The 22,794-nt window shown below is 49.0% G+C and carries 22 protein-coding genes and 1 other RNA gene; 21 read left to right on the top strand and 2 right to left on the bottom strand.

All coding sequences use genetic code 11. From position 1 onward, the window contains the following. The first annotated feature begins 221 nt into the window (after positions 1 to 221). From P400_RS0112015 to P400_RS0112010, 3 genes are all read left to right on the top strand, one after another. Positions 222 to 1,436 (top strand): DASH family cryptochrome, encoded by a 1,215-nt coding sequence (locus tag P400_RS0112015; protein ID WP_026826438.1) that lies wholly within the window; start codon positions 222 to 224, stop codon positions 1,434 to 1,436. 74 nt (positions 1,437 to 1,510) lie between these two features. After that, a non-coding RNA gene (gene ssrS, locus P400_RS15565) (6S RNA) lies at positions 1,511 to 1,697 on the top strand. A 95-nt stretch (positions 1,698 to 1,792) separates the two neighbouring features. Further along, positions 1,793 to 2,560, top strand: coding sequence for a tRNA threonylcarbamoyladenosine dehydratase (locus tag P400_RS0112010; RefSeq protein WP_026826437.1), 768 nt, complete (start codon positions 1,793 to 1,795; stop codon positions 2,558 to 2,560). A 21-nt stretch (positions 2,561 to 2,581) separates the two neighbouring features. Here P400_RS0112010 and P400_RS0112005 read toward each other — a convergent pair whose 3' ends face one another. Then, entirely contained in the window at positions 2,582 to 3,889 is a 1,308-nt protein-coding gene (locus tag P400_RS0112005; RefSeq protein WP_026826436.1) for a replication-associated recombination protein A, read from the bottom strand. A 60-nt stretch (positions 3,890 to 3,949) separates the two neighbouring features. Here P400_RS0112005 and cymR point away from each other — a divergent pair, with 60 nt between their 5' ends. From cymR to P400_RS0111985, 4 genes are read left to right on the top strand one after another with little or no spacing between them, the layout of a single operon-like run. Continuing rightward, the gene (cymR, locus tag P400_RS0112000; RefSeq protein ID WP_026826435.1) at positions 3,950 to 4,357 is read left to right on the top strand and encodes a cysteine metabolism transcriptional regulator CymR; all 408 of its coding nucleotides are present in this window, start codon (positions 3,950 to 3,952) and stop codon (positions 4,355 to 4,357) included. 18 nt (positions 4,358 to 4,375) lie between these two features. Next, positions 4,376 to 5,512, top strand: coding sequence for a cysteine desulfurase family protein (locus P400_RS0111995; protein WP_026826434.1), 1,137 nt, complete (start codon positions 4,376 to 4,378; stop codon positions 5,510 to 5,512). After that, positions 5,513 to 6,634: a tRNA 2-thiouridine(34) synthase MnmA gene (gene mnmA / locus P400_RS0111990; RefSeq protein WP_026826433.1), complete on the top strand. Its 1,122-nt coding sequence runs from the start codon at positions 5,513 to 5,515 to the stop codon at positions 6,632 to 6,634. Positions 6,635 to 6,645: 11 nt separating this feature from the next. After that, positions 6,646 to 7,305, top strand: coding sequence for a tetratricopeptide repeat protein (locus P400_RS0111985; protein WP_026826432.1), 660 nt, complete (start codon positions 6,646 to 6,648; stop codon positions 7,303 to 7,305). Between the two features lie 59 nt (positions 7,306 to 7,364). Here the strand turns inward: P400_RS0111985 and P400_RS0111980 are convergent, their stop codons facing one another. Beyond that, positions 7,365 to 7,913: a VOC family protein gene (locus P400_RS0111980; RefSeq protein WP_026826431.1), complete on the bottom strand. Its 549-nt coding sequence runs from the start codon at positions 7,911 to 7,913 to the stop codon at positions 7,365 to 7,367. A 115-nt stretch (positions 7,914 to 8,028) separates the two neighbouring features. Between P400_RS0111980 and P400_RS0111975 the strand changes: the two genes are divergently transcribed. From P400_RS0111975 to P400_RS0111910, 14 genes are all read left to right on the top strand, one after another. Further along, positions 8,029 to 8,715: a hypothetical protein gene (locus P400_RS0111975; RefSeq protein WP_026826430.1), complete on the top strand. Its 687-nt coding sequence runs from the start codon at positions 8,029 to 8,031 to the stop codon at positions 8,713 to 8,715. A 70-nt stretch (positions 8,716 to 8,785) separates the two neighbouring features. Further along, complete coding sequence (recD2, locus tag P400_RS0111970; protein ID WP_034771500.1) at positions 8,786 to 10,993, top strand: SF1B family DNA helicase RecD2; 2,208 nt, start codon at positions 8,786 to 8,788, stop codon at positions 10,991 to 10,993. A 309-nt stretch (positions 10,994 to 11,302) separates the two neighbouring features. Next, positions 11,303 to 13,945: an alanine--tRNA ligase gene (gene alaS, locus P400_RS0111965; protein WP_026826428.1), complete on the top strand. Its 2,643-nt coding sequence runs from the start codon at positions 11,303 to 11,305 to the stop codon at positions 13,943 to 13,945. 37 nt (positions 13,946 to 13,982) lie between these two features. Next, positions 13,983 to 14,249, top strand: a complete 267-nt coding sequence (locus tag P400_RS0111960) for an IreB family regulatory phosphoprotein (protein WP_026826427.1) — start codon at positions 13,983 to 13,985, stop codon at positions 14,247 to 14,249. A 1-nt stretch (position 14,250) separates the two neighbouring features. Next, positions 14,251 to 14,673, top strand: a complete 423-nt coding sequence (gene ruvX / locus P400_RS0111955; protein WP_026826426.1) for a Holliday junction resolvase RuvX — start codon at positions 14,251 to 14,253, stop codon at positions 14,671 to 14,673. Positions 14,674 to 14,687: 14 nt separating this feature from the next. Further along, positions 14,688 to 14,984 carry a DUF1292 domain-containing protein gene (locus P400_RS0111950; protein ID WP_026826425.1) on the top strand — a complete coding sequence of 99 codons (297 nt, stop codon included), beginning with the start codon at positions 14,688 to 14,690 and terminating at the stop codon, positions 14,982 to 14,984. Between the two features lie 68 nt (positions 14,985 to 15,052). Further along, the gene (gene mltG / locus P400_RS0111945; RefSeq protein WP_026826424.1) at positions 15,053 to 16,195 is read left to right on the top strand and encodes an endolytic transglycosylase MltG; all 1,143 of its coding nucleotides are present in this window, start codon (positions 15,053 to 15,055) and stop codon (positions 16,193 to 16,195) included. A gap of 62 nt (positions 16,196 to 16,257) precedes the next feature. Next, entirely contained in the window at positions 16,258 to 16,899 is a 642-nt protein-coding gene (locus tag P400_RS0111940) for an O-methyltransferase (RefSeq protein ID WP_026826423.1), read from the top strand. A gap of 16 nt (positions 16,900 to 16,915) precedes the next feature. After that, the gene (udk, locus tag P400_RS0111935) at positions 16,916 to 17,551 is read left to right on the top strand and encodes a uridine kinase (protein WP_026826422.1); all 636 of its coding nucleotides are present in this window, start codon (positions 16,916 to 16,918) and stop codon (positions 17,549 to 17,551) included. Between the two features lie 67 nt (positions 17,552 to 17,618). After that, complete coding sequence (gene greA / locus P400_RS0111930; RefSeq protein ID WP_026826421.1) at positions 17,619 to 18,092, top strand: transcription elongation factor GreA; 474 nt, start codon at positions 17,619 to 17,621, stop codon at positions 18,090 to 18,092. A 54-nt stretch (positions 18,093 to 18,146) separates the two neighbouring features. After that, positions 18,147 to 18,848, top strand: coding sequence for a 5'-methylthioadenosine/S-adenosylhomocysteine nucleosidase (gene mtnN / locus P400_RS0111925; RefSeq protein ID WP_026826420.1), 702 nt, complete (start codon positions 18,147 to 18,149; stop codon positions 18,846 to 18,848). Between the two features lie 85 nt (positions 18,849 to 18,933). Then, positions 18,934 to 19,893, top strand: coding sequence for a beta-ketoacyl-ACP synthase III (locus P400_RS0111920; RefSeq protein ID WP_026826419.1), 960 nt, complete (start codon positions 18,934 to 18,936; stop codon positions 19,891 to 19,893). Continuing rightward, positions 19,890 to 21,122 (top strand): beta-ketoacyl-ACP synthase II, encoded by a 1,233-nt coding sequence (fabF, locus tag P400_RS0111915; protein WP_026826418.1) that lies wholly within the window; start codon positions 19,890 to 19,892, stop codon positions 21,120 to 21,122. The genes P400_RS0111920 and fabF overlap by 4 nt, the downstream gene beginning before the upstream one ends. A 66-nt stretch (positions 21,123 to 21,188) precedes the next feature. After that, a complete protein-coding gene (locus P400_RS0111910; RefSeq protein WP_026826417.1) occupies positions 21,189 to 22,721 on the top strand; it encodes a peptide ABC transporter substrate-binding protein in 1,533 nt (510 codons plus the stop codon). Positions 22,722 to 22,794: the final 73 nt, after the last annotated feature.

Below are 22,794 nucleotides of genomic sequence, written 5' to 3'. Positions count from 1 at the left end.
AGCTTTATTCTTTTTATAATATTTGTAGACGAACGGTGCGACCGCCGTCGCGACTTTGATTAATGATCCCATCTTACCTTTCTTAGCCATAGTAGCACCCCTTTCTCTTCTAGATGAATATATTCCACACAAATTGGTTTTGAAAACATTTTTCAAACACATCCTAATCTTTTTGTACTAAACTGTCATCCATCATACTAAGTAATGGAGGAGGTCACTTCATGAAAACAATTATATGGTACCAAAATGATTTACGCGTCGATGATCACTTGCCACTCGAGGAGGCGCTGCGACATGATGATCCGATAGAAGGGCATTATTTTATCAGTCCAAAGCAGCTCGTTGAGAATCGATATGGTGTCATTCCGCTCGGGAACGAACGGTTTCATTTTTTGAAAGAAACGTTAGAAGACGTGGCGGGTTCATTGAATGCTCTTGGGATTCCGTTCTATGTCCATGTTGGGCATCCGCTCGACATAATAGACCCGGCCGACCGTCTCTTGTTTCAGAGGGCAATCGGATACAATGAACGAAAGCGTGAAGAAGAAGTAATCGGGGAGTGGGAGGGGGAGTACGAAACGTTCGAAGGATTTACGTTATTTGAAGAAGTTGATATCCCATTTGAAAAGATGCCGTTCCTGTTTACAGAGTTCCGTAAAGCAGTCGAATATGATGTTCGACCACGCGAACTCACCTCCCGAAAGGCGACAGCGTCTAAACGCGAAGTGACGTTCCCATTCCCAGTTCAAGAAGTCGAGCAAGACCCGAGGACGGCATTCCCCTTCAAAGGTGGCGAATTAGCTGCAAAACGTCGGTTGAATGATTATTTGTCCGTGCCGATTCGAACGTATAAAGAGACACGGAATGGATTCGGGGTCGACGATTCGACAAAGTTGTCCCCGTATTTGGCGAATGGCTCGTTGTCCCCGCGTCGAGTCTTCTTTGAATTAGAAGCGCACGAGCGGACACATAGTGTGAACGAATCGACGTACTGGCTCTACTTTGAGTTGTTGTGGCGCGAGTTTTTTCAATGGGTCGCACTTGAACAAGGAAAACGATTGTTTCGGGAGCAGGGGATTCGTTCGAAGCCGAAGGAGTGGCGGGTCGATTCTGACATCATCGAGAAATGGCGACGAGGCGATACCGGAGTGGAGTTTGTCGATGCGTTCATGCGCGAGCTAAATGCAACAGGGTGGATGTCGAACCGGGGTCGGCAAATCGTTGCCAACTATTTCGCTAAGGAGTTAATGCAGGATTGGCGATACGGAGCAGCCTATTTTGAATCGAAGCTGATCGATTATGATGTCGCTAGTAATTGGGCGAATTGGGCTTATCAAGCGGGTGTTGGAAACGACTCACGAAATCGGCATTTTAACATCGAGCGTCAACAGTTCACGTACGATCCTGACCGTGCGTTTCGTAACAAATGGTTGTGACGAAACTGTCACGAGAAGTCGGTGTTTCTCATTGACTTCTTTTTATAGAAGCGCTATAGTTAAATCAACAGATGGGATACCTGAGGTGTACGAGAGCCGCCTTCGTTATTTTGAGCCAACACTTTGAATACGGGAGACCGAACTGCTAACCGGATCAACTGCCTCATCACGTGCAGGAGGACTTGTGAAGGAAACGCTAGGTCACCCACCTGCATACGCAGGTTCAAAAGCAAGGCATCGTCACGGCACTCCGGGCCCCATCGATTTTTTTGTAAACACGTCGCGAGACGTCTTTTTTTTGAATATAATTCCGAGTAAAATAGTATGAGAAAATAGAATTGGTTGGAGGAAGAAACATGTTACACCAGTTTTCACGAAATGAATTGGCCATCGGTTCAGAAGGCCTCGATGCTTTAAAAAATAAAACGGTCGCGATTTTAGGTGTCGGTGGCGTCGGCTCATTCGCAGCCGAGGCACTTGTGCGCAGTGGCGTCGGACGCATCGTCCTCGTCGATAAAGATGACATCGACATCACGAACGTCAATCGTCAAATCCACGCGTTGTTGTCGACAGTCGGTCAACCGAAAGTAGAAGCGATGGGCAAGCGTCTCCTCGACATCAACCCGGACTTAGACCTCGTTCAACTGAAGATGTTTTATACAGAAGAGACGTACGAAGAATTCTTCGCTCAAAACATCGACTATGTCATTGATGCTTCAGATACGATTATTTATAAGATCCATTTAATCGTAGAGTGTAAGCGCCGTGGTATTCCAGTCATCTCGAGTATGGGGATGGCAAACAAGATGGACCCGACTCGCATCAAAGTCGTCGACATCAAAGATACATCGTATGACCCGATTGCGAAGATGGTTCGGACACGTCTCCGTAAAGAAAAGATTTATAAAGGGGTCCCAGTCGTCTTCTCGGACGAATCTCCAATTGTGACGCGTGAAGACGTGAACGAGGTCGTCGGGAAGAAAGACGCTCCAATCCGGAAAGCAAAGATGCCACCGAGCTCGAACGCATTCGTCCCATCGGTCGCAGGACTTGTAGCTGCCGGTTACGTCATTAACGACTTGCTCGAACAAGCAGGAGTCGAGATCAATCGAATCCAAAAGTAAAACGACGCGACTCGTTGTGAGTCAGCGTCGTTTTTCCCAATACTCAAGCCGTTTTTGGATTTGTTGCTCGAATCCACGAGGCGTCGGCTTATAGTAGTTCGGTCGTTTTCGGGCCAAATTCTCAGGCCAATAGTTTTGAGGAACGAACCCGTCTTTTTCATCATGAGGATATTTATAACCGACCCCGTTCCCAAGTTCACGTGCCCCGGGACTATGGGCGTCGCGGAGATGCACCGGTACAGGTCCACCTTCGACTGTTCGGACATGATGGAGCGCCTTGTCGATGGCAGTGATGACCGCATTTGATTTTGGGGCGGTCGCGAGATAAAGAACAGCTTCTGCAATCGGTATACGGGCTTCAGGAAAGCCGATGTATTCGCTCGCGCGTGCTGCCGCATCGACGACGAGTAGCGCGTTCGGATCGCTCATTCCGATATCTTCTGCGGCATGCACGTAAAGACGACGCATGATGAAGCGCGGGGACTCGCCAGCTTCGATCATGACGGCGAGCCAGTAGAGCGCGGCATCCGGGTCCGAACCACGAATCGATTTGATGAAGGCCGAGATGACATCGTAGTGTCGGTCGCCCGTTTTATCATATTTGATCGATTTTTGTTGAATCGACTCTTCTGCGACCTCTAGTGTGATGTGAATCTGCCCGTTCACTTCTGGCGTTGTTAAGACGGCGAGTTCAAGTGCATTTAATAGGACACGGTAGTCACCGTCCGCCATTTTGATATAATGGTCAGCAGCAGCTTCATCCATTTTCACAGGGTAGTTCCCGAGACCACGGGAGTCATGGAGCGCCCGGTCAAGGACGGCACGTAACTCCTCGGCACCCGGCTGCTCAAGTCGGAACACCGTCGCCCGAGACAACAGGGCGGCATTCACTTCAAAGCTCGGGTTTTCGGTCGTCGCTCCGATGAGGACGAGCTTTCCGGACTCAAGGGCAGGGAGAAGCGCGTCTTGCTGAAGTTTATTGAATCGATGGATCTCATCTAAAAAAAGAATCGTTCGCTCATCGTCGAAGTCAAACCGGGACTCCGCTTCACGAATGACGCTTCGCAATTCATCGAGCTTGGCGGTGACGGCGTTCAATTGGACGAACGTCGCCTTCGTGTAATTCGAAATGACACGAGCGAGTGTCGTCTTACCGGTACCCGGTGGACCGTATAAAATAATCGTACCGAGTCGATCCGCTTCGATGGCACGGCGAAGGAGCTTGCCCTCGCCGACGATATGTCGCTGTCCGATCACGTCATCTAACGTTTCGGGGCGCATCCGGTTGGCGAGCGGTCCACCATTCGATTGATGAAACAAATCAGGCATACGTAACCATTCCTTTCGACAAACGTTTGTTCGATTAGTATAACAGAAGGAGACTTGAAGATGAAAATATCTACAAAGGGCCGTTATGGCTTAACGATTATGATTGCGTTGGCACGAGAGACAGACAACAAACCGCTCAGTTTAAAAAAAATCGCGGCACGTCACGAGTTGCCGGAGCATTATTTAGAGCAACTGATCGGTCCGCTCCGAAACGGAGGCCTCGTCAAGAGCGTACGTGGTGCATACGGTGGCTATCAACTCGTCAAACCGGCAGAAGAAGTGACGGCAGGAGAAATTATACGCTTACTTGAAGGACCTTTAGCCGTTGTCGAGGACTCTGAAGCAGATGATGCGGTGAAACGAAAGCTTTGGGATAAAATCAAAGAGGCAATCGATACTGTCCTAGATGAGACGACACTCGCTGACCTCGCAGAAGAAGAGTCAGACGGCTACATGTTTTATATTTAAGAACGAGGTGACCTTATTATGAACTATTTTGATCACGCTGCGACGACGCCGATGCGACCGGAAGTCCTTGAAGCGATGACACCTTACTTTTTAGAGACGTATGGGAACGCGTCGAGCATTCACGGGATTGGTCGTAATGCCCGAGCGGCGCTCGATTCGTCACGTCGTGTCCTTGCGAAATGGATCGGTGCTTCACCGAACGAAATCGTGTTCACGTCAGGTGGGACGGAGTCGGATAATTATGCCTTGTTCGGTGCAGTCTATGCCCACAAAGGAAAAGGCAAACATATCATCACGACGAAAGTCGAACATCATGCCGTGCTTCATGCGATGGAACAGCTCGAACGAGAGGGGTTTGACGTCACGTATCTCGATGTCGACGCGTCAGGAGCTGTCGATGTAGATGTGTTCCGGGCCGCGTTACGAGATGACACGATTCTCGTGTCGATCATGTACGGCAACAACGAGGTCGGGACGCGCCAACCGATTCAAACGATTGGCGAGTTGTTACAAGACCATCAAGCCATTTTCCATACCGACGCGGTACAGGCGCTCGGTACAGAAGAAATCGATGTGAAAAAGATCCATGTCGATTTATTGTCGGCGTCCGCGCATAAAGTGAATGGGCCAAAAGGTATCGGTTTTCTTTTCATGAAAACAGGTGTAAAATTAGCGTCACGTTCTTTTGGTGGACAACAAGAACGTAAACGTCGAGCCGGCACGGAAAATGTTCCGGGTGCCGTCGGATTCCAAAAAGCAGCTGAACTCATCATGGCAGAGCGTGAGGACCGGGTGACACTCTATGCGTCGCTCGATCTGGCGCTGCGTCAACGTCTTGACGAACTAGGCGTAACTTATGAAGTGAACGGGTCAAACCGTTTACCTCACATCGTGAACCTATACCTCCCTGGAATTGACCTTGAACCTTTCCTCATCATGATGGATATGCGAGGCATGGCGATTTCGAGTGGGAGTGCCTGCACGGCAGGGTCGGTCGAACCGTCCCATGTATTGTCGGCGATGTACGGGGATTCAGAACGGACGCGTCAGTCTGTTCGAATCAGTTTTGGACACGGCAACTCGGTCGAGGACGCGAAACGGCTCGCGGAGCGACTACAAGAAGTCGTCTCGACATTTATGAACGGAGTGAGATAGATGAATTTACGCACGAAAGCCCCTGAAGAGACGACGGTCGTCGTCGGCATGTCAGGTGGCGTCGATTCATCGGTGACGGCCCACGTCTTGAAAGAACAAGGGTACAATGTCATCGGAATCTTTATGAAAAACTGGGACGACACGGATGAGAACGGTGTGTGTACGGCGACAGAGGATTATGAAGACGTCATCGCCGTGGCCAACCAAATCGGGATCCCGTACTATGCGGTCAACTTTGAAAAAGAATATTGGGACCGCGTCTTTGAATATTTCTTAGCAGAATATCGTCTCGGTCGAACGCCGAACCCGGACGTCATGTGTAACAAAGAAATCAAGTTCAAAGCATTCCTTGAACATGCTCTTCGACTCGGTGCCGATTTTGTCGCGACGGGGCATTACGCCCAAGTGAATTACGTTGACGGCGAACACCGTCTGCTACGAGGAAAAGACGACAACAAAGATCAAACGTATTTCTTGAACCAATTGTCTCAAGACCAACTCGCGCGGACGATGTTCCCGATTGGTCATATGGACAAGAAAGATGTGCGTGCGATCGCCGAAGAAGCAGGACTCGCGACAGCGAAGAAGAAAGACTCGACTGGGATCTGCTTTATCGGAGAACGGAATTTCAAAGAGTTCTTATCGGAATATCTTCCGTCACAACCAGGTGAGATGCGGACGCTCGACGGTGTCGTCAAAGGACGTCACGACGGGTTGATGTATTATACGCTCGGACAACGTCACGGTCTCGGGATTGGTGGCGACGGGGACCCTTGGTTCGTCGTCGGAAAAGATGTGGAGAACAACGTCTTGTTCGTCGGACAAGGCTTCCATCATGACGCGCTCTATTCGGACGCGCTCCTTGCTTCAAAACTCTCTTGGACGGGTGTTGCTCCAACAAATGAGTTCCGGGCGACGGCGAAGTTCCGCTATCGTCAACAAGACGTGCCGGTCACGGTCGCTCCGCTCGAAAATGGCGAAGTCCTCGTCAAGTTCGATGAGCCGCAACGTGCCATCACACCAGGACAGGCCGTGGTCTTCTATGACGGCGACGTCTGTCTCGGTGGAGCGACAATCGACGAAGCATACCGCAACGGCAAACGACTCGACTATATCGGATGAGGTGATTGAATATGAACGCAAACGAACAAGGCATCCAAGCGATGCAACAAGGTGAATTTGAACAGGCAGCCAAACATTTCAATGAGGCGATTGAAGAGAACCCGACGGACCCAACAGGTTTCGTCAACATGGGAACGTTGCTTCAGGCGATCAACGATTACGACCGTGCCGCCATCTTCTATGACAAAGCGATTGAACTCGATGATTCATTCGGTGCCGCGCACTATGCGAAAGGCGCTCTCGCTTATGAACTTGAACAATTGGAGTCTGCGGAGACCTCGCTTCGCCAAGCACTCCTTTCGGGGATGGACGATGCCGATCTTCATTTCATGCTCGGCTTGACGTACAAGGCGATGGGTGATTTTGTTCGCGCGATGCCACGTCTACGTGAGGCGAAGAAACAATCGCCGGAAGACGTGGAAATCACGTTCCAATACGGACTTGCACTTGCGCAAAGTGAACAGTTGGAAGAAGCGGTCGACGCATTGGAAGAGACGCTAGACCTCGATGCGAGCCATACGGATGCACGCTACAACTTGGCAATCGCATATGCCTTCTTGGGAGACCAAGAAAAAACATATGCCGAGCTTCAACGCGTCTTGGAGATGCAACCGGATCATGAACTTGCACGTGACGCCATCGCGAAGATGGATGCACTGCTTGGGAACTGATTTCTTGAATAGGAAAGTGCCATCGCAATGGAGCGATGGCACTTTTTTCGTTAACGCGATTAGAGTTGTTTCGTCGTGATTTTGACGGGTTCTCCGGCAAATTCTCCGTAAGCCTCGTCCATATTTTTCGTATACAGTTCGATAATGTTATGGCTCGGATCCTTGAAGTAAGCAGAGCGCTCTTTCCCATTTTTCGTCTCGTCTTCATCCCACGTTCGCAGTTTGACCGGGACATCGGTATCATTCAAAATCTCAAGTGCTTTTTCAAACGACTCTATCGGAACGAAGAACGCGCAATGGACGTGGACGCCACCTTCGTCATAAAGTGTGTCCCAATCGGTCACATCTTGTTTGCGGTTCGCGTTTTCTTCCTCTGTGAAGTTACGCTTCAACCAAAGTCCGAGTCGCGTATTCCCTCCGATATAGAGCCATGTTGCCCACGGCTCGTTCGCGTGTTCTTGTGACTTACTTGGCTCGGCATCGTCTCCGACCCATTGTTCGACGACAGGGAGACCTAATTTTTCATGCCAAAATGCTACCGCTTCTTCCATATCCGTCACTTCTAACACGAGTTCGCATAATCCGCTGACTGGAATTCGTTTACCCATTTATGACTCCTCCTTCACTGTGTCATTCGAACAGTTCCCCGTTTCTTTGAATCAAAAACGCGACTACCCCTCTTGAAGTGGGGGAATGACAACTTATAGAAGGAGGTCGAGTGGCTTGCGAAAATTCAGCATGGTCAGTGTCATTTTGTTTTTCATTGTCGAGTATGTGTGGTTCACACAATTATTTGAATCGGTGAATGAACGACTGGCAGACGGGAAGTGGACGAATACGATTTTGTATCAAGTGGTCATTGAACCACGAGGGCTCTTGATGTTATTACTCATGCTGTTCGTAGCGCTCCTCATTGTCGGATGGGTTGTTCACTATGTGTACTCGGAACGGAAGTCTTGGCAGCATACATCTGAACACGTCGGTGTCGGGTGGGTCGTTCCATTGCTTCTTGCAGTACTCGGATTCCTCATTCCGAACGTATATGTCCAGGTTGGAATTTTACTCCTTCAGGTAACGTTCATTCCGCTCATCCCATTCATCCATCAGACCGTCCCGTTTTGGAAAGTCGTGACGAACTGGTTGATTCAGTTGGCGGTCATCGGTCTCGTCCTATTCGGGGCGAGGGGGATGCTGGAAGATTCGATTCGAATCGAGAAGACCGAGCTCTTCACAAAACTCGAGGCATATCAGGCATCTGGGGACTTAGACCGGATTCAGCGTCTGATTGAAGAAGTGGACCTTGATCAGGTTGAGCGCATTTTGGACCGGGTCGATATCGAACAGTTGATACGCATTTTAGAAGTCGTCGACCTTGATCGGATTGAACAAATCTTAAATCTGTTCGGATAGGTCATTTGTTCAATCGATTCATCTCGGGCTATAATGGATGATGGAAAAATAGCTGGAGGTGTCGGATATGATGGCAGCACCTTATGAGTTGACTGGAAAAGTCATTCGAGTCCTGTTTCAATCAGAAGAAGAAGCGCACACGATCGCGCTCGTACGAATAAAAGAAAAGAATTTTGAGACGGACGAGACCGAGATGGTCATCGCGGGCGTCGGTGTCGGCATCGAGAAAGGCGAGACGTATAAGGCGCACGGTCGTCTCGTCGAACACCCTAAATTTGGGAAACAGATGAAGGCCGATTGGATTCGCCGTGTCGTCCCGATGACGAAACGGGCAGCCGTCCGCTTTTTGACGAACGGATCTTTCCCTGGAATCGGTCAAAAGACGGCGCAGAAGATTGCGGATGCTCTCGGCGACGATTGTATCGACCAAATCGTGAAACATCCGAGCCTCCTGTCAGAGGTCGACGGGTTGAAAGAGAAACAGGCACGTGTGATTACGGAACGTCTGAACGTCTTATACGGGGTCGACCAACTGTTACTATTTCTCGCCCCATTCGACGTGACGCCACGTCTCGCCTCAAAGATTCATAAAGAATATGAAGGCCGAGCGATGGAAACGATTGAAAAGAATCCATACGCGCTCATGTACGATGTGCAAGGTATCGGCTTCAAAACGGCCGATGCCATCGCCGCGCATTTTGGGATTCAAGGAATCCATCCTGAACGCATCGCGGCAGCAGTACTTTACGTATTAGAACTCGAACAAGGGAACGGTCATCTATATGTAACCGCAGACCAACTCGAGGCCGAGATGCCTCGCATCATCGGAGCGGACCCAGGTGACGCCCTCGTCACGGCTTTGGAGTCACTTGCGAAAGAGGAACGAGTCGTTATCGAAGACGGGGTCGTCTATCACCCCCGTGTCTTCCGTGCCGAACGGAAGGCGGCAGAGGAGTTGGCCCGAATCATGGCGACGTCGACGACAGAAGACGTGGACATGACGACAATCTTTGATGCGGTCGGACGTGTTGAAGAGATGTTCTCGATCGAATATGCGACACAGCAACGAGAAGCCATTGAGCTCGCCCTTAAATCACCGCTCATGGTACTCACCGGAGGGCCGGGTACAGGGAAGACGACTGTCGTTCGAGGCATCATTCATGCACTCAGTGACGTCTTCGATTGGAAGTTAGAGCCTGTACCGAACCAACCGTTCCCATTCGTCTTGGCCGCACCGACGGGTCGAGCGGCGAAACGCCTCAGTGAGTCGACAGGGCTACCGGCCTCGACAATTCACCGTCTGTTGAAGTTCGACGGAAGTTCGTTCCAAGTGGATGAGACGAATCCGCTTGTCGGAAAAGTGCTCATCGTCGATGAGGCGTCGATGATTGACATCTTCTTGTTCCGAAGTTTGCTCAAAGCGGTACCGAACGGCATGAAAATCTTGTTCGTCGGAGACCGCGATCAGCTCCCGTCTGTCGGACCGGGGCAAGTACTTGCGGATTTGATGCAGACGGACGGGATTCCGGTCGTTCGACTTGACGTCGTCCATCGTCAAGCGTCGGAGTCGAGTATTTTACGGCTCGCGCATTCTTTGAACGCCAAGAAAATGCCGGACGATTTGTTGGCGGCTCTCCCGGACCGTCGTTTCTATACGGCGAATCAGGAGACGGCGCTTCAAGCGATCTGTCAGATGGCAGGGGCTGCCCTTCGGAAAGGGTATTCACCGTTTGACATCCAAGTACTCGCTCCGACGTATCGTGGTGTATGCGGGATTGACGGGTTGAACGAGGCGCTCCAAAATGTGTTCAATCCTAAATCGAATGCCCGTGAAGTAAAACACGGGACACGCATTTACCGAAATGGCGATAAAGTGCTACAACTCGTCAATAATGCTGAAGAAAACGTATATAACGGAGACATCGGTGAAATCACGAACATCTTCTTCGCCAAAGAGAACGTTGACAAGGTCGATAAGATTTATATTCGATTCGACCAGACAGAAGTCGAATATAACCGTAGTGAATGGGATCAGTTTACTCATGCCTACGCCATCACGATTCATAAGTCACAAGGTTCGGAGTTCCCAATCGTGCTCATGCCGGTCTTCTTCAACGGAGGATTCCGGTCGTCGCGTAACTTGATTTATACAGCTGTGACCCGGGCGAAGAAAAGTTTACTGCTGTTCGGGGACGTACGGGCACTCGAGGCGGCCACGCGAGAAGAGGAACCAGTGCGACGGACGAAATTGGTCGAGCGCTTAGGTGGGAAGTCTTGACGTCTTCATAAGCGCGTGTGATAATGACGAATAGACAACTGAAACGATACAGACGATGAAGGAAATGAGTACGTCGTCACCACCTCTACAGAGACATCTTCCTAGGCTGCGAGAAGATGGGGGCAGGCCGACCGAAGCTATTCTGGAGTTCCCACTCAACCTGGGCGCCTCATCCACGTTAACGGATGTTTCGAGGCACGGTGTTACCGTGCGAACGAGGGTGGTACCACGAAGCGATGCTTTCGTCCCTTTCCACAGGGGCAGGCATCGCTTTTTTCGTTTCGTTCAGAATTTAAGGAGGAATTGTTCATGAAACCGCTCAAATCATTGACTGGCGCACAGATTCGCCAAATGTACTTAGATTTCTTTAAATCAAAAGGTCACAGCGTTGAGCCGAGTGCTTCGCTCGTTCCGGTCGAAGACCCGACTCTTTTGTGGATCAACTCAGGCGTAGCGACACTCAAAAAATATTTTGATGGTCGTGTCATCCCTGCAAACCCGCGCATCGTCAACGCTCAAAAATCGATTCGGACGAACGATATTGAGAACGTTGGGAAGACCGCTCGTCACCATACATTCTTCGAAATGCTCGGAAACTTCTCAGTCGGTGAATACTTCCGTGAAGAAGCAATCACATGGGGTTGGGAGCTATTGACGAGTGACGAATGGTACGGTCTCGACACGGAGCGCCTGTCCGTCACGATTCACCCGGACGACGAAGAGTCGAAACAGATCTGGTTGAAGCTCGGTGTGCCGGCTGACCGCATCATCCCGCTTGAAGATAACTTCTGGGAAATCGGTGAAGGCCCGTCTGGTCCGAACACAGAGATTTTCTTCGACCGAGGACCAGCGTTCGGAGACGACCCGACCGACCCTGAACTGTATCCTGGTGGGGAGAACGAGCGTTACCTTGAAATCTGGAACATCGTATTCAGTCAATATAACCATGATGGGCACGGGAATTATACGGAACTCCCGCGTAAAAACATTGATACGGGGATGGGACTCGAACGGATGGTGAGCGTCCTTCAAGACGTGCCGACGAACTTCGATACCGATCTCTTCATGCCGATCATTCGTGAAACAGAAAAGATCAGCGGAGACGTTTACCGCCAAGACAGCAGCAAAGATGTCGCGTTCAAAGTCATCGCGGACCATATTCGTACCGTATCGTTCGCGATTGGTGATGGGGCACTTCCGTCGAACGAAGGACGTGGATATGTACTTCGTCGCCTCCTTCGTCGTGCCGTGCGTTATGCGAAGATGCTTGGCATCGAGCGTCCGTTCATGTATGAACTCGTCGACGTTGTCGGTGACATCATGATCGACTTCTATCCACAAGTGACTGAGAAGAAAGATTTCATTAAAAAAGTCATTAAAAACGAGGAAGAGCGTTTCCATGAAACATTGAACGATGGACTCGCGATCTTGAACGAAGTTGCAAAAGCACAAAAGGCAGCAGGGTCGAACGTGATTAGCGGTGAAGATGCGTTCCGTCTTTATGACACATACGGTTTCCCACTTGAATTGACAATCGAATACGCAGAAGATCATCAGATGACGGTCGATGAGGACGGCTTCAAAGAAGCGATGAATGAGCAACGTGAACGTGCACGACAAGCGCGTACCGACGTTGAATCGATGCAGATTCAGTCAGGTGTGCTCGCGGACATTACGATGCCATCGACGTTCCTCGGCTACAACAATTTAGAGACGAATGCAAAAATTGTCAGCTTGATTCACGATGGCGAACTCGTCGATGTCGTCGCTGCCGGGGAAGAAGCACAAGTGATGCTCGATCAGACACCATTCTACGCAGAAAGCGGTGGTCAAATCGGTGACAAAGGACAAATCGTCGGTGAAGATTTCGTTCTTCGTGTCAAAAATGTGTCAAAAGCACCGAACGGTCAAAACTTACACACGGTCACGGTCGAATCAGGTGTGGCAAAAGCGGAAGTGGCAGTCACGGCAACGGTCGACCAAGCATCACGTCAAGCGATCGTGAAAAACCATACGGCGACGCATCTTCTTCACCGCGCGCTAAAAGACACGCTCGGCGAGCACGTCAACCAGGCTGGATCACTCGTGACACCAGATCGCCTTCGTTTTGACTTCTCTCACTTCGGTCAAGTGACAGCCGACGAGCTTCAATCGATTGAGCGTCAAGTAAACGAGAAGATCTGGGCATCGATCGGTGTCGACATCGAAGAGATGAACATCGCTGATGCGAAAGCAAAAGGAGCGATGGCACTCTTTGGTGAGAAATATGGCGATGTCGTTCGCGTCGTATCAGCAGGTGACTACTCGGTTGAACTTTGTGGTGGTTGCCACGTATCCAATACGGCTGAAATCGGACTCTTCAAAATCTTGTCTGAGTCAGGGATTGGCGCTGGGACACGTCGAATCGAAGCGGTCACAGGTGCTGGCGCATACGAAGTGATGAACCTGCAAATCGAGACGCTTGAAGCGGCAGCGAAACTATTGAAGACGAAACCTCTCGAGGTTCCGGTACGTGTTCAGGCACTTCAAGCTGAAATCAAAGAAGTAGAGCGCGCTTCAGAGTCACTCAAAGCGAAGCTTGCGAACATCGAAGCGTCTTCTTTAACAGATGCAATCGAGACAATCGGTGACGTCCAATTGATCGCGAAACGTGTCGATGGACAAGATATGGATGCTCTTCGTAGCATGGTCGACGACTTGAAAGGAAAACTCGGTTCTGCCGTGATCATCCTTGGGTCTGCGAACGGAGACAAAGTCAACCTCGTCGCGGGCGTGACGAAAGACTTGAATGACCGAGGCTTCCATGCCGGAAAACTCATTAAAGAAGTTGCGACACGTTGCGGTGGCGGCGGTGGCGGTCGTCCAGACATGGCGCAAGCCGGAGGGCGCGATGTAACAAAACTAGATGAAGCATTGAAGTTTGCTTCACATTATGTCCAATCACTGGCATAATAGAGTGTGAAGTGCAAACGGAAAGAGGTGGATTCTTGTGAGCCAAATGGATCGCACGATGCAATTCAATTTTCCAGAAGATGATCAACGTGCTAACACACGCGAAACGCTGATTACGGTATATCAAGCACTCGAGGAAAAAGGATATCAACCGATCAATCAAATCGTGGGATACTTATTGTCAGGTGACCCTGCCTACATTCCACGTCATAATGATGCGCGAAACTTGATTCGCAAAATTGAGCGGGACGAACTACTCGAAGAGTTGGTCAAATCGTATTTGAACGATCGTAGAGAGGGTTAATATGAAGCGAGTCATGGGACTCGATGTCGGTTCGAAAACAATTGGTGTCGCGGTAAGTGACCTAATGGGATGGACGGCACAAGGTGTGGAGACGGTCTACTGGACTGAACCTGACTTTGAAGAGGCCGTTCGTCTCCTTCGTCCGATTATCGAACAGTACGATGTGAAAGAAGTTGTTGTCGGTCACCCGAAAAACATGAACGGAACAATCGGTCCTCGTGGAGAGGCGTCAGAAGCATTTGCTGAAGCCCTCACTGAACAGACTGGTCTTCCGAGTGTGTTGGTGGACGAACGATTGACGACGATGCAGGCGGAACGGATGCTCATTTCAGCAGATGTCAGCCGCAAAAAGAGAAAAGCGGTCATCGACAAAATGGCGGCCGTGATGATTTTACAAAACTACCTGGATCGTTCCGGGAATTAAAGGAGGAATCTCTCATGGCAGAAATCCGTCGTGAAGAAGAAATGTACCGTATTCCAGATGAAAATGGAGACGAGCATTTATTTGCAGAAATTTTCCGTATGACAAGCGACCGCACGAAAAAGACATTCGTCGTGCTTGAGCCGGTCGGCGCTCCGGAAACAGAAGATGAAGACACAATCGAAGTATATGCATTTGAAATTGAAGAACTTGAAGATGGCGAATTCATCTTGAAGCTTGTCGAAGACGATGAAGACTTTGACGAGGTTATGGAAGCATTCGATATCGTCAGCGACGAAGTCGGTCTAGACTAAATAGGGGACGGGCGGCTAGGGATCATCCCTCGTCGCCTCTCTTTTTAAAAAGAACAGGGGAGAAATGCATGAATCATCCATCTATGTCAGATGAGAAACGTGCCCGCAACCGAATCGTTCGCCGTATCACGGTTGTCATCCTTGCGATCTTCCTTCTCGTCATCGCCACAGGATCTGCTCTCGCATATGTATTTGTGAAGCGCTCTGTCGAACCGATTGACCCGACATCGACGGAAACGGTCGAGGTCGAAGTCCCACTCGGAGCTGGTTCGGGATACATTGGTGAATTACTTGAAGAGAATGGGCTTGTAAGGAGTAGCACGATTTTCCGTTTCTATACACGCTTTAAAAATGAATCTTCGTTTCAGGCGGGGACGTACACGCTATCTCCGTCACAATCAATCGATGAGTTGATTGAAACGTTGCAAACAGGTAAAGTCATTGTGGTCCCTGATATCAAGCTTGTCATTCCGGAAGGATTCACAATCGACCAGGTGATTGCGCGACTTGCGAAAGTCGCCGAGATTCCGAAAGAAGAAATATCAGAACAATTGAGTGACCGTGAATACATTCAGTCTCTCGTGAATGAGCACGAAATGTTGACGGAGGAAGTGTTGCAGGACGGCATCTATCATCCGCTTGAAGGATACCTGTTCCCAGCCACATATGAATTTAATAAAGGGGTGACGCTCAACGAAATTATCGATGAGATGTTATTGCCGACTGAAAGTATGTATCAAGAATACAAAGGTCGTTTAGCTGATTCAGGACGTACGTTCCACGAGACGCTCTCTCTTGCATCCGTTGTCGAGAAAGAGGCCGTGTCGACGGAAGACAGAAAAGAAATCGCCGGTGTCTTCGAGAATCGTTTAAGCGACGGAATGAGATTACAATCTGACCCGACCGTTTGGTACGGTACAGGAGAAACATCAATTTTCACTTCGTTCGCTGACTTGGAGAACGATTCCTTATATAATACGTATCGTTATGAAGGCATTCCAGTTGGACCGATTGCGGCCGTGAGCCGTGACGCCTTTGAGGCAGTGCTCAACCCGAACGATACAGAGAACATTTACTTCTACGCACGCCCTCCACGTGAAGGGTTCCCGAATGGTGAAGTCTTGTTCGAAGTCAACTATGAGGACCACCAACAAAACGTCAATAAGTACCGTTCCGAATGGGAAGCGTTTGAAGAAGCAAACAGTAATTGATGGGACGACCGGAAGCATCTGCTTCCGGTCGTTTGAATGAAGAGAGTGAAGAGGTGGGACGAGTGGACCATGCATCCTATGAAGGATATGTAGAAAAATTGATTAATGACCGCTCCCCGCTGTTGACGGAGATGGAGGCATTCGCGCGCGTTCACCATGTTCCGATTATGGATCTGACAGGTTCTGAAGTGCTTCTCTCGTTACTGGCGATGCAACGACCGGCTCGAATCCTCGAAGTAGGGACGGCGATCGGCTATAGTGCCATTCGCATGGCGGAGTTGTTGCCGGATGCGGAAATCGTCACAATTGAGCGGAATGCTCGCCGGTTTGAAGAAGCGACGGGCTTCATCAAGCGATCAGATGTCCGTGATCGTATCACGCTCATTCATGGTGATGCTGTCGAATTGATTGGTTCGGTTGAAGGGGAGTTCGATGCGGTATTTATTGATGCGGCGAAAGGACAATATCAAAAATTTTTTGATGGGTATGGCGCTTTAGTACCAATTGGTGGTACGATTTACAGCGATAATTTGTTTTTGAGAGGAGACGTCCTGCTTGAAGACGTATCAGTACTTGATCGTCGAAGACGCCGGCTTGTCCGTCTTGTAAAACAATTTACTGAGCAATTGATGGCACGGACCGATTATCATACTGCAATTTTGCCCCTTGGTGATGGCCTAGCAATCAGTCGTAAATTACGATGAGGAGGACTTAACTTTGATGCAACATAAACCCGTCATTATTGGCGTGGCCGGGGGGACCGGATCTGGAAAAACGACCGTGGCCCGCGCGCTCGTCGATGCGTTTCAAGGTCAATCGGTCGTCATGATTGAGCAAGACGCGTATTATAAGGATCAATCAGAGATGACAATGGAGGAACGGTACAAAACGAACTACGACCACCCCTTCGCCTTTGATAACGATTTGTTAATCGAACATATCCAACAGTTACAACAGCATCAGGCAGTCGAGAAACCAGTATATGATTATGCGGCCCATACACGGTCGGACGAGACGATTTTGATCGAGCCGGTCGATGTCGTCATCGTAGAAGGCATATTGGCGCTCGAAGATGCCCGTTTACGTGATTTAATGGATATTAAAGTCTTCGTGGACACAGATGCGGACGTTCGAATTTTACGACGAATGCAACGTGATATTAATGAACGTGGACGCTCGATTGATTCAGTCGTGGCACAGTATACGAACGTCGTACGTCCGATGCATTTGCAATTCTGTGAACCGACGAAGCGGTACGCGGACATCATCGTTCCTGAAGGCGGAGAAAACTTTGTCGCGATTGATTTACTCGTGACAAAAATCCGTTGGGTGCTCACTGAGCGCAATCGCGCGTGAGGAAATAAATCGTTTTCAATTCACCCCTAGCTGTAATATACTAGGAGACAATGAAGGAGTGACAGAAATGGCTGAAAAACAACACTATATGACGTTAGACGGAAAAGCGAAAATCGAGAATGAATTAAACGAACTGAAGACGGTGCGCCGTAAAGAAGTCGTTGAAAATATTAAGATTGCTCGTGATTTCGGTGATTTGTCAGAGAACGCGGAATATGACGCGGCAAAAGAAGAACAAGCGATGGTCGAGGGACGAATCGCACAACTAGAAGAGATGCTCCGCAATGCGGTCATCATTCAAGATGACGCAGGGGATAACTCGGTTGTCTCTATCGGTAAGACAGTGACGTTCTTCATTCAAGAAGACAATGAAGACGAGACGTATACAATCGTTGGTGGAGCCGAAGCGGACCCGTTCACAGGGAAGATTTCGAATGAATCACCGATTGCCAAGGCGTTGCTTGGACGTACAATCGGAGACGTGGTTACGGTTCAAACACCGGGTGGCGACATGGTCGTCGAAATAAAAGAAATCAAATAATGCGAAGAGCGACCTCCTATTCGGAAGTCGCTCTCTTTATGAGGAGGAACCGGAATGAAAGTAGGCATCATCGGCGCGATGGAAGAAGAAGTGAATTTGCTTCGGAATGAGTTGACGGAACGGAAAGATACGGAAATCGCAAACTATCATTTTTATGAAGGCTATCTTGGAAACATGCAAGTCGTCATCTTGAAGTCGGGCATCGGCAAAGTCAATGCGGCAATCGGGACGACACTCTTGATTGATAAGTTCAAGCCGGACGTTGTCATCAATACAGGCTCTGCCGGCGGCTTTAAAAAAGGAATGAAGGTCGGCGACGTCGTCGTCTCGACGGAAGTCCGTCACCACGATGTCGACGTGACTGCTTTCGGGTATGAATACGGGCAAGTTCCAGGGATGCCGCCGGCGTATGAGGCAGATGCCAAACTCGTCAGTGTCTGTAAAGATGTGATTGAAAGCTTGCCTGATGTGAATGTCCACCAAGGGTTGATCGTCACAGGAGATTCATTCATCAATGACTCGAAACGTGTAGCAGACATTCTTGGACATTTCGACGAGGTCGCTGCTGTCGAGATGGAAGCTGCACCAATTGCACAAACATGTTATCAGTTCGGCGTACCGTTCGTCGTGACACGTTCCATCTCGGATAGTGCGGATGAAGAGGCGAACTTGTCATTCGATGAATTTTTAGAAACGGCTTCGATTAATTCTGCGAAGATGGTCATGGCTGTTACGAAGCGACTAGAACAGGCATAACCGAGTTATACCGAAGAGGATGCATTGACATCCTCTTTTTATTCCCTTATATTAGTACCAGATACTAAGAATAGGGGTCGACGATATGAATATTGGAATCATCGGCATCGGATCGTTCTTACCGGACAATCGGGTGACAAATATCGATTTAGAAAAGCGAATGGATACGAGCGATGAATGGATTCGTACGCGTACAGGCATCGAGGCACGACATTTAGCAGAAACAGGGACGTCGGTTGCAGATATGGCAACACGTGCCGCAGAGCGTGCTCTACAGAGCGCAGGAGTCACGATTGATGAGATTGAGGCAATCGTTTGTGCGACGGCTACAGCACCATCTTTCCCGGCAACAGCATGCCTCGTGCAGGCGAATCTCGGTGCAAAGCGGGCTGTGGCGTTTGACGTGAGTGCAGCATGTAGCGGATTCATCTTTGCGATGGACACTGCGAAGAGCTTGATGGATTCAAAAGGGTTTAAAAAGACGCTCGTTATCGGGGCAGAAAAGATGGGAAGTCTGATTGATTGGGATGATCGGTCGACGGCTGTCCTCTTCGGGGACGGGGCAGGTGCCATCGTACTTGGAGAAGATGAGGTCGCTTCGATTGACTCATTCGTACTCGGGAGTGACGGTACTGGTGGTAAATACCTATATGAAAATGAAGAGGGTAAAATCGTCATGAATGGTCGTGAAGTCTTCAAGTTTGCGGTACGTAAAATGCCGGAAATCGTACTTGAAGCCCTTAATAAAGCGGATAAATCTCTGAATGACCTCGATGTTCTCGTACCGCATCAGGCGAACCGCAGAATCATCGATGCTGCGATGGAACGGTTGAATTTAGAAGAAGAGAAAGTCGTCATGACCATTCAGGACCATGCAAACACATCGGCAGCATCCATTCCGCTCGCTTTAGCCGAAGCGGTCAAATCAGGTAAAATCCAAGATGGACAAACGGTCGTCATCGCAGGGTTCGGTGCCGGTCTCACATGGGGTGCTAGCTGTTTGACATGGAATCAGGCAACAATTACGGAGGGGAATCATCTATGAAACGAGTAGTAGTAACAGGGTTAGGAGTCGTATCACCGTTAGGAAACGATGTGTCGACAATGTGGGATCGCCTTTTAAAAGGGGACAATGCGATTGATACTTTGACGAAGATTGACATCAGTCAGTATCCGGCGAAGGTTGGGGCAGAAGTGAAAGAATGGAGCATTGAACACTTAGTTGAACCGAAAGAAGCACGTAAGATGGACTCTTTCATTCAATATTCACTTTTAGCAGCAGATGCTGCGCATAAAGACAGTGGGCTCGATGTGAAAGCGATGGCGGATGATGTCGGTACTTGGATTGGGAGCGGAATCGGTGGCGTCGAAACGATTGATAAACAATCTGCCATCCTACACGAACGTGGACCACGTCGTGTCAGTCCATTCTTCATTCCAATGATGATTCCGAATATGGCTAGCGGACAAGTGTCTATTTATCTTGGCGCAAAAGGACCGAGTAACTGTTCCGTGACAGCTTGTGCATCAGGGACGAACTCTATCGGGGAAGCGTTCCGCGTTATTCAACGTGGAGATGCGATTGCGATGTTCGCTGGTGGGGCGGAAGCACCGATCACACCACTCTCGTTCGCAGGGTTCTGTTCCAACAAAGCATTGTCAACGAATCCGGATCCAAGTACGGCGTGCCGTCCGTTTGACGAGAATCGTGACGGGTTTGTTATGGGAGAAGGAGCAGGTGTGCTCGTCTTAGAAGAATATGAGCATGCATTAGCACGAGGTGCGAAAATGTATGCAGAAGTCGTCGGATACGGCATGAGTTCAGATGCTTATCACATCACAGCACCGTCACCAGAGGCAGAAGGTGGCTCGAAGGCGATGAGTGAAGCGATTCGTGATGCCGGGATTAAACCGGAAGAAGTTCAATACATCAACGCGCATGGAACGAGCACGCCGCTCAACGATATGCTCGAAACAAAAGCGATTCGTCGTGTGTTCGGAGAACATGCCGACAAGCTCGCAGTGAACTCCTCGAAATCGATGATTGGACACCTCCTTGGTGGTGCAGGTGGCGTCGAGGCCGTCATCACAGCGCTTTCGATTCATGAAGGTAAAATTCATCCGACGATTAACTGCGAATCACCTGCAGCGGATTGTGATTTAGACTATGTACGAGAAGGAAATCGGGAACTTGAAATCCAGTATGCACTTAGTAACTCACTCGGCTTCGGGGGCCACAATGCGACACTCGCATTTGCGAAAGTGACGAACTGACGGTAGAAATATCATTCAAAAAAGGTTAGGGTATAAGGGTTGGTCTAACAGAAAGGAGCACAACGAATGAAAAAGAAATCATTCATCGTGGCCGCCTTGTTAGGTTCAGTCCTTATCCTTTTTTTATTTATTTGGAACGAACAACGAGAGCAGTCACGTGAACTATTACCGCCAGAAGAGCAAACCTTGACGATTTACGGAGAGTCACTTCCAACACAACCCGATGTCATGTTAGCGATTGATCCGGCATCACAAACAATATTGTCGCATCTATATGAAGGACTGTATCGCTTTGGTGAAGATGGGTCCATCGAGCCGGCCCTTGTCGAAAAATTGGAGCGTTCAGAAGACGGGACGGTATATACGTTTACGTTAAAAGAGAGTACGACAACAGAAGGAAACGCGATTACGGCGCAAACGTTCACCGACCATTTTCGTAAACTTGTCGACGATGACACGAATTCACCATTCAGTTTTTTACTCGCAGATGTCAAATCGGCAAAAGAAATTGGTTTGGGGCAAAAAGAGCCCAGTACGTTAGGTGTTAAGGCGATCGATGATCAAACGCTCGAGCTGACCCTCATCCGACCGATGGAAGGATTCGAGAAGGTACTAGCGATGCCCGCATTTTTACCACAACTATCGGCGAAGGCGTGGGATGAACTAGAAACAAACGGTCCGTTTGAAATCGATTCAATTGATGATACAACTGTCTCGTTACATAAAAACGAAACGTATCGTGAGGCGGAGAGCGTCATGCTCGAAACCGTTTCTATCCGTAGTGAGCCGAACTTGTCCGAAACATCCGGGATGCATCCGATTCCATATGATTTTGACATGTCTACTGTTAACGAAGAGGTCATGACGATTCGGGACGTATCACGGAGTGGTGTATTTTACTTAAAACCGAATGTTGAAAAAGCACCGTTTAATGATGTAGCGTTTCGACAAGCCCTCGCGTTGACATTAGAACGGACGGCGATTGAAGATTCTCTCGCACGAGCGGAGCAAACAACGGAACGATTGCTCGTCATGGACGAAAAGTCAGCTGTCAAAGAGCTAGAAGGAGATCCCAATCAATTATTTGAGGGTGTAAAACAACGTCTCAAGAAGGACGAAGTGGAGATTGAACTGCTTAGTTTTGTTGATGAGGAAGCACGCCAAATTTCAACAAAGTTGAAAGAGAATTTAGAACAGTTGGACGGATTAACAGTCAAAGTCATCGAGCTTCCCTTAGGAGATAAAGTTAGGAAAGAAGTCTCAGGTGATTACACATTCTCCTTGTCGGGTTGGCAACCAGACTATCCAATGTTATCAGCCTATTTGACTCAATTTGAGACAGAAAATGTGTTGAATTCGAGTCGATATGCAAGTGAGTCGTATGATGAGTTGCTAGATCAGGCGCGCGTGACAGAGAATTTAGATGAACGAAACAAGATCTTACGACAGGCAGAAGCACAGTTGTTAGAAGAAGCAGTTGTTATGCCAATCTATCAAGCAGGACGTTCATATATGATTGATAAAAGTTATGAACATGTCGGTTATCCGGTCATCGGTCCTTCATATGTCCTAACGTTTACAAAAAAATATGAAAATTGAGCTAAAAGCCCGCCGCTGTAGGCGGGCTTTTAGCCTATAGAGAAAATTTTTTAGAAAAATCAAAATAAACACT

The organism is Exiguobacterium marinum DSM 16307, from assembly GCF_000620845.1.
Lineage (GTDB): Bacteria > Bacillota > Bacilli > Exiguobacteriales > Exiguobacteriaceae > Exiguobacterium > Exiguobacterium marinum.
Note: the sequence above shows the minus strand (reverse complement) of the source record. Positions and strands in the feature narration are given on the sequence as shown.

What these genes read in the sequence shown, in the direction of transcription:
- P400_RS0112015 (WP_026826438.1), top strand. Translation starts at nt 222, where the DNA reads ATGAAAACAATTATATGGTACCAAAATGATTTACGCGTCGATGATCAC.
- P400_RS0112010 (WP_026826437.1), top strand. Translation starts at nt 1,793, where the DNA reads ATGTTACACCAGTTTTCACGAAATGAATTGGCCATCGGTTCAGAAGGC.
- P400_RS0112005 (WP_026826436.1), bottom strand. Translation starts at nt 3,889, where the DNA reads ATGCCTGATTTGTTTCATCAATCGAATGGTGGACCGCTCGCCAACCGG.
- cymR (WP_026826435.1), top strand. Translation starts at nt 3,950, where the DNA reads ATGAAAATATCTACAAAGGGCCGTTATGGCTTAACGATTATGATTGCG.
- P400_RS0111995 (WP_026826434.1), top strand. Translation starts at nt 4,376, where the DNA reads ATGAACTATTTTGATCACGCTGCGACGACGCCGATGCGACCGGAAGTC.
- mnmA (WP_026826433.1), top strand. Translation starts at nt 5,513, where the DNA reads ATGAATTTACGCACGAAAGCCCCTGAAGAGACGACGGTCGTCGTCGGC.
- P400_RS0111985 (WP_026826432.1), top strand. Translation starts at nt 6,646, where the DNA reads ATGAACGCAAACGAACAAGGCATCCAAGCGATGCAACAAGGTGAATTT.
- P400_RS0111980 (WP_026826431.1), bottom strand. Translation starts at nt 7,913, where the DNA reads ATGGGTAAACGAATTCCAGTCAGCGGATTATGCGAACTCGTGTTAGAA.
- recD2 (WP_034771500.1), top strand. Translation starts at nt 8,786, where the DNA reads ATGGCAGCACCTTATGAGTTGACTGGAAAAGTCATTCGAGTCCTGTTT.
- alaS (WP_026826428.1), top strand. Translation starts at nt 11,303, where the DNA reads ATGAAACCGCTCAAATCATTGACTGGCGCACAGATTCGCCAAATGTAC.
- ruvX (WP_026826426.1), top strand. Translation starts at nt 14,251, where the DNA reads ATGAAGCGAGTCATGGGACTCGATGTCGGTTCGAAAACAATTGGTGTC.
- P400_RS0111950 (WP_026826425.1), top strand. Translation starts at nt 14,688, where the DNA reads ATGGCAGAAATCCGTCGTGAAGAAGAAATGTACCGTATTCCAGATGAA.
- mltG (WP_026826424.1), top strand. Translation starts at nt 15,053, where the DNA reads ATGAATCATCCATCTATGTCAGATGAGAAACGTGCCCGCAACCGAATC.
- udk (WP_026826422.1), top strand. Translation starts at nt 16,916, where the DNA reads ATGCAACATAAACCCGTCATTATTGGCGTGGCCGGGGGGACCGGATCT.
- greA (WP_026826421.1), top strand. Translation starts at nt 17,619, where the DNA reads ATGGCTGAAAAACAACACTATATGACGTTAGACGGAAAAGCGAAAATC.
- mtnN (WP_026826420.1), top strand. Translation starts at nt 18,147, where the DNA reads ATGAAAGTAGGCATCATCGGCGCGATGGAAGAAGAAGTGAATTTGCTT.
- P400_RS0111920 (WP_026826419.1), top strand. Translation starts at nt 18,934, where the DNA reads ATGAATATTGGAATCATCGGCATCGGATCGTTCTTACCGGACAATCGG.
- fabF (WP_026826418.1), top strand. Translation starts at nt 19,890, where the DNA reads ATGAAACGAGTAGTAGTAACAGGGTTAGGAGTCGTATCACCGTTAGGA.
- P400_RS0111910 (WP_026826417.1), top strand. Translation starts at nt 21,189, where the DNA reads ATGAAAAAGAAATCATTCATCGTGGCCGCCTTGTTAGGTTCAGTCCTT.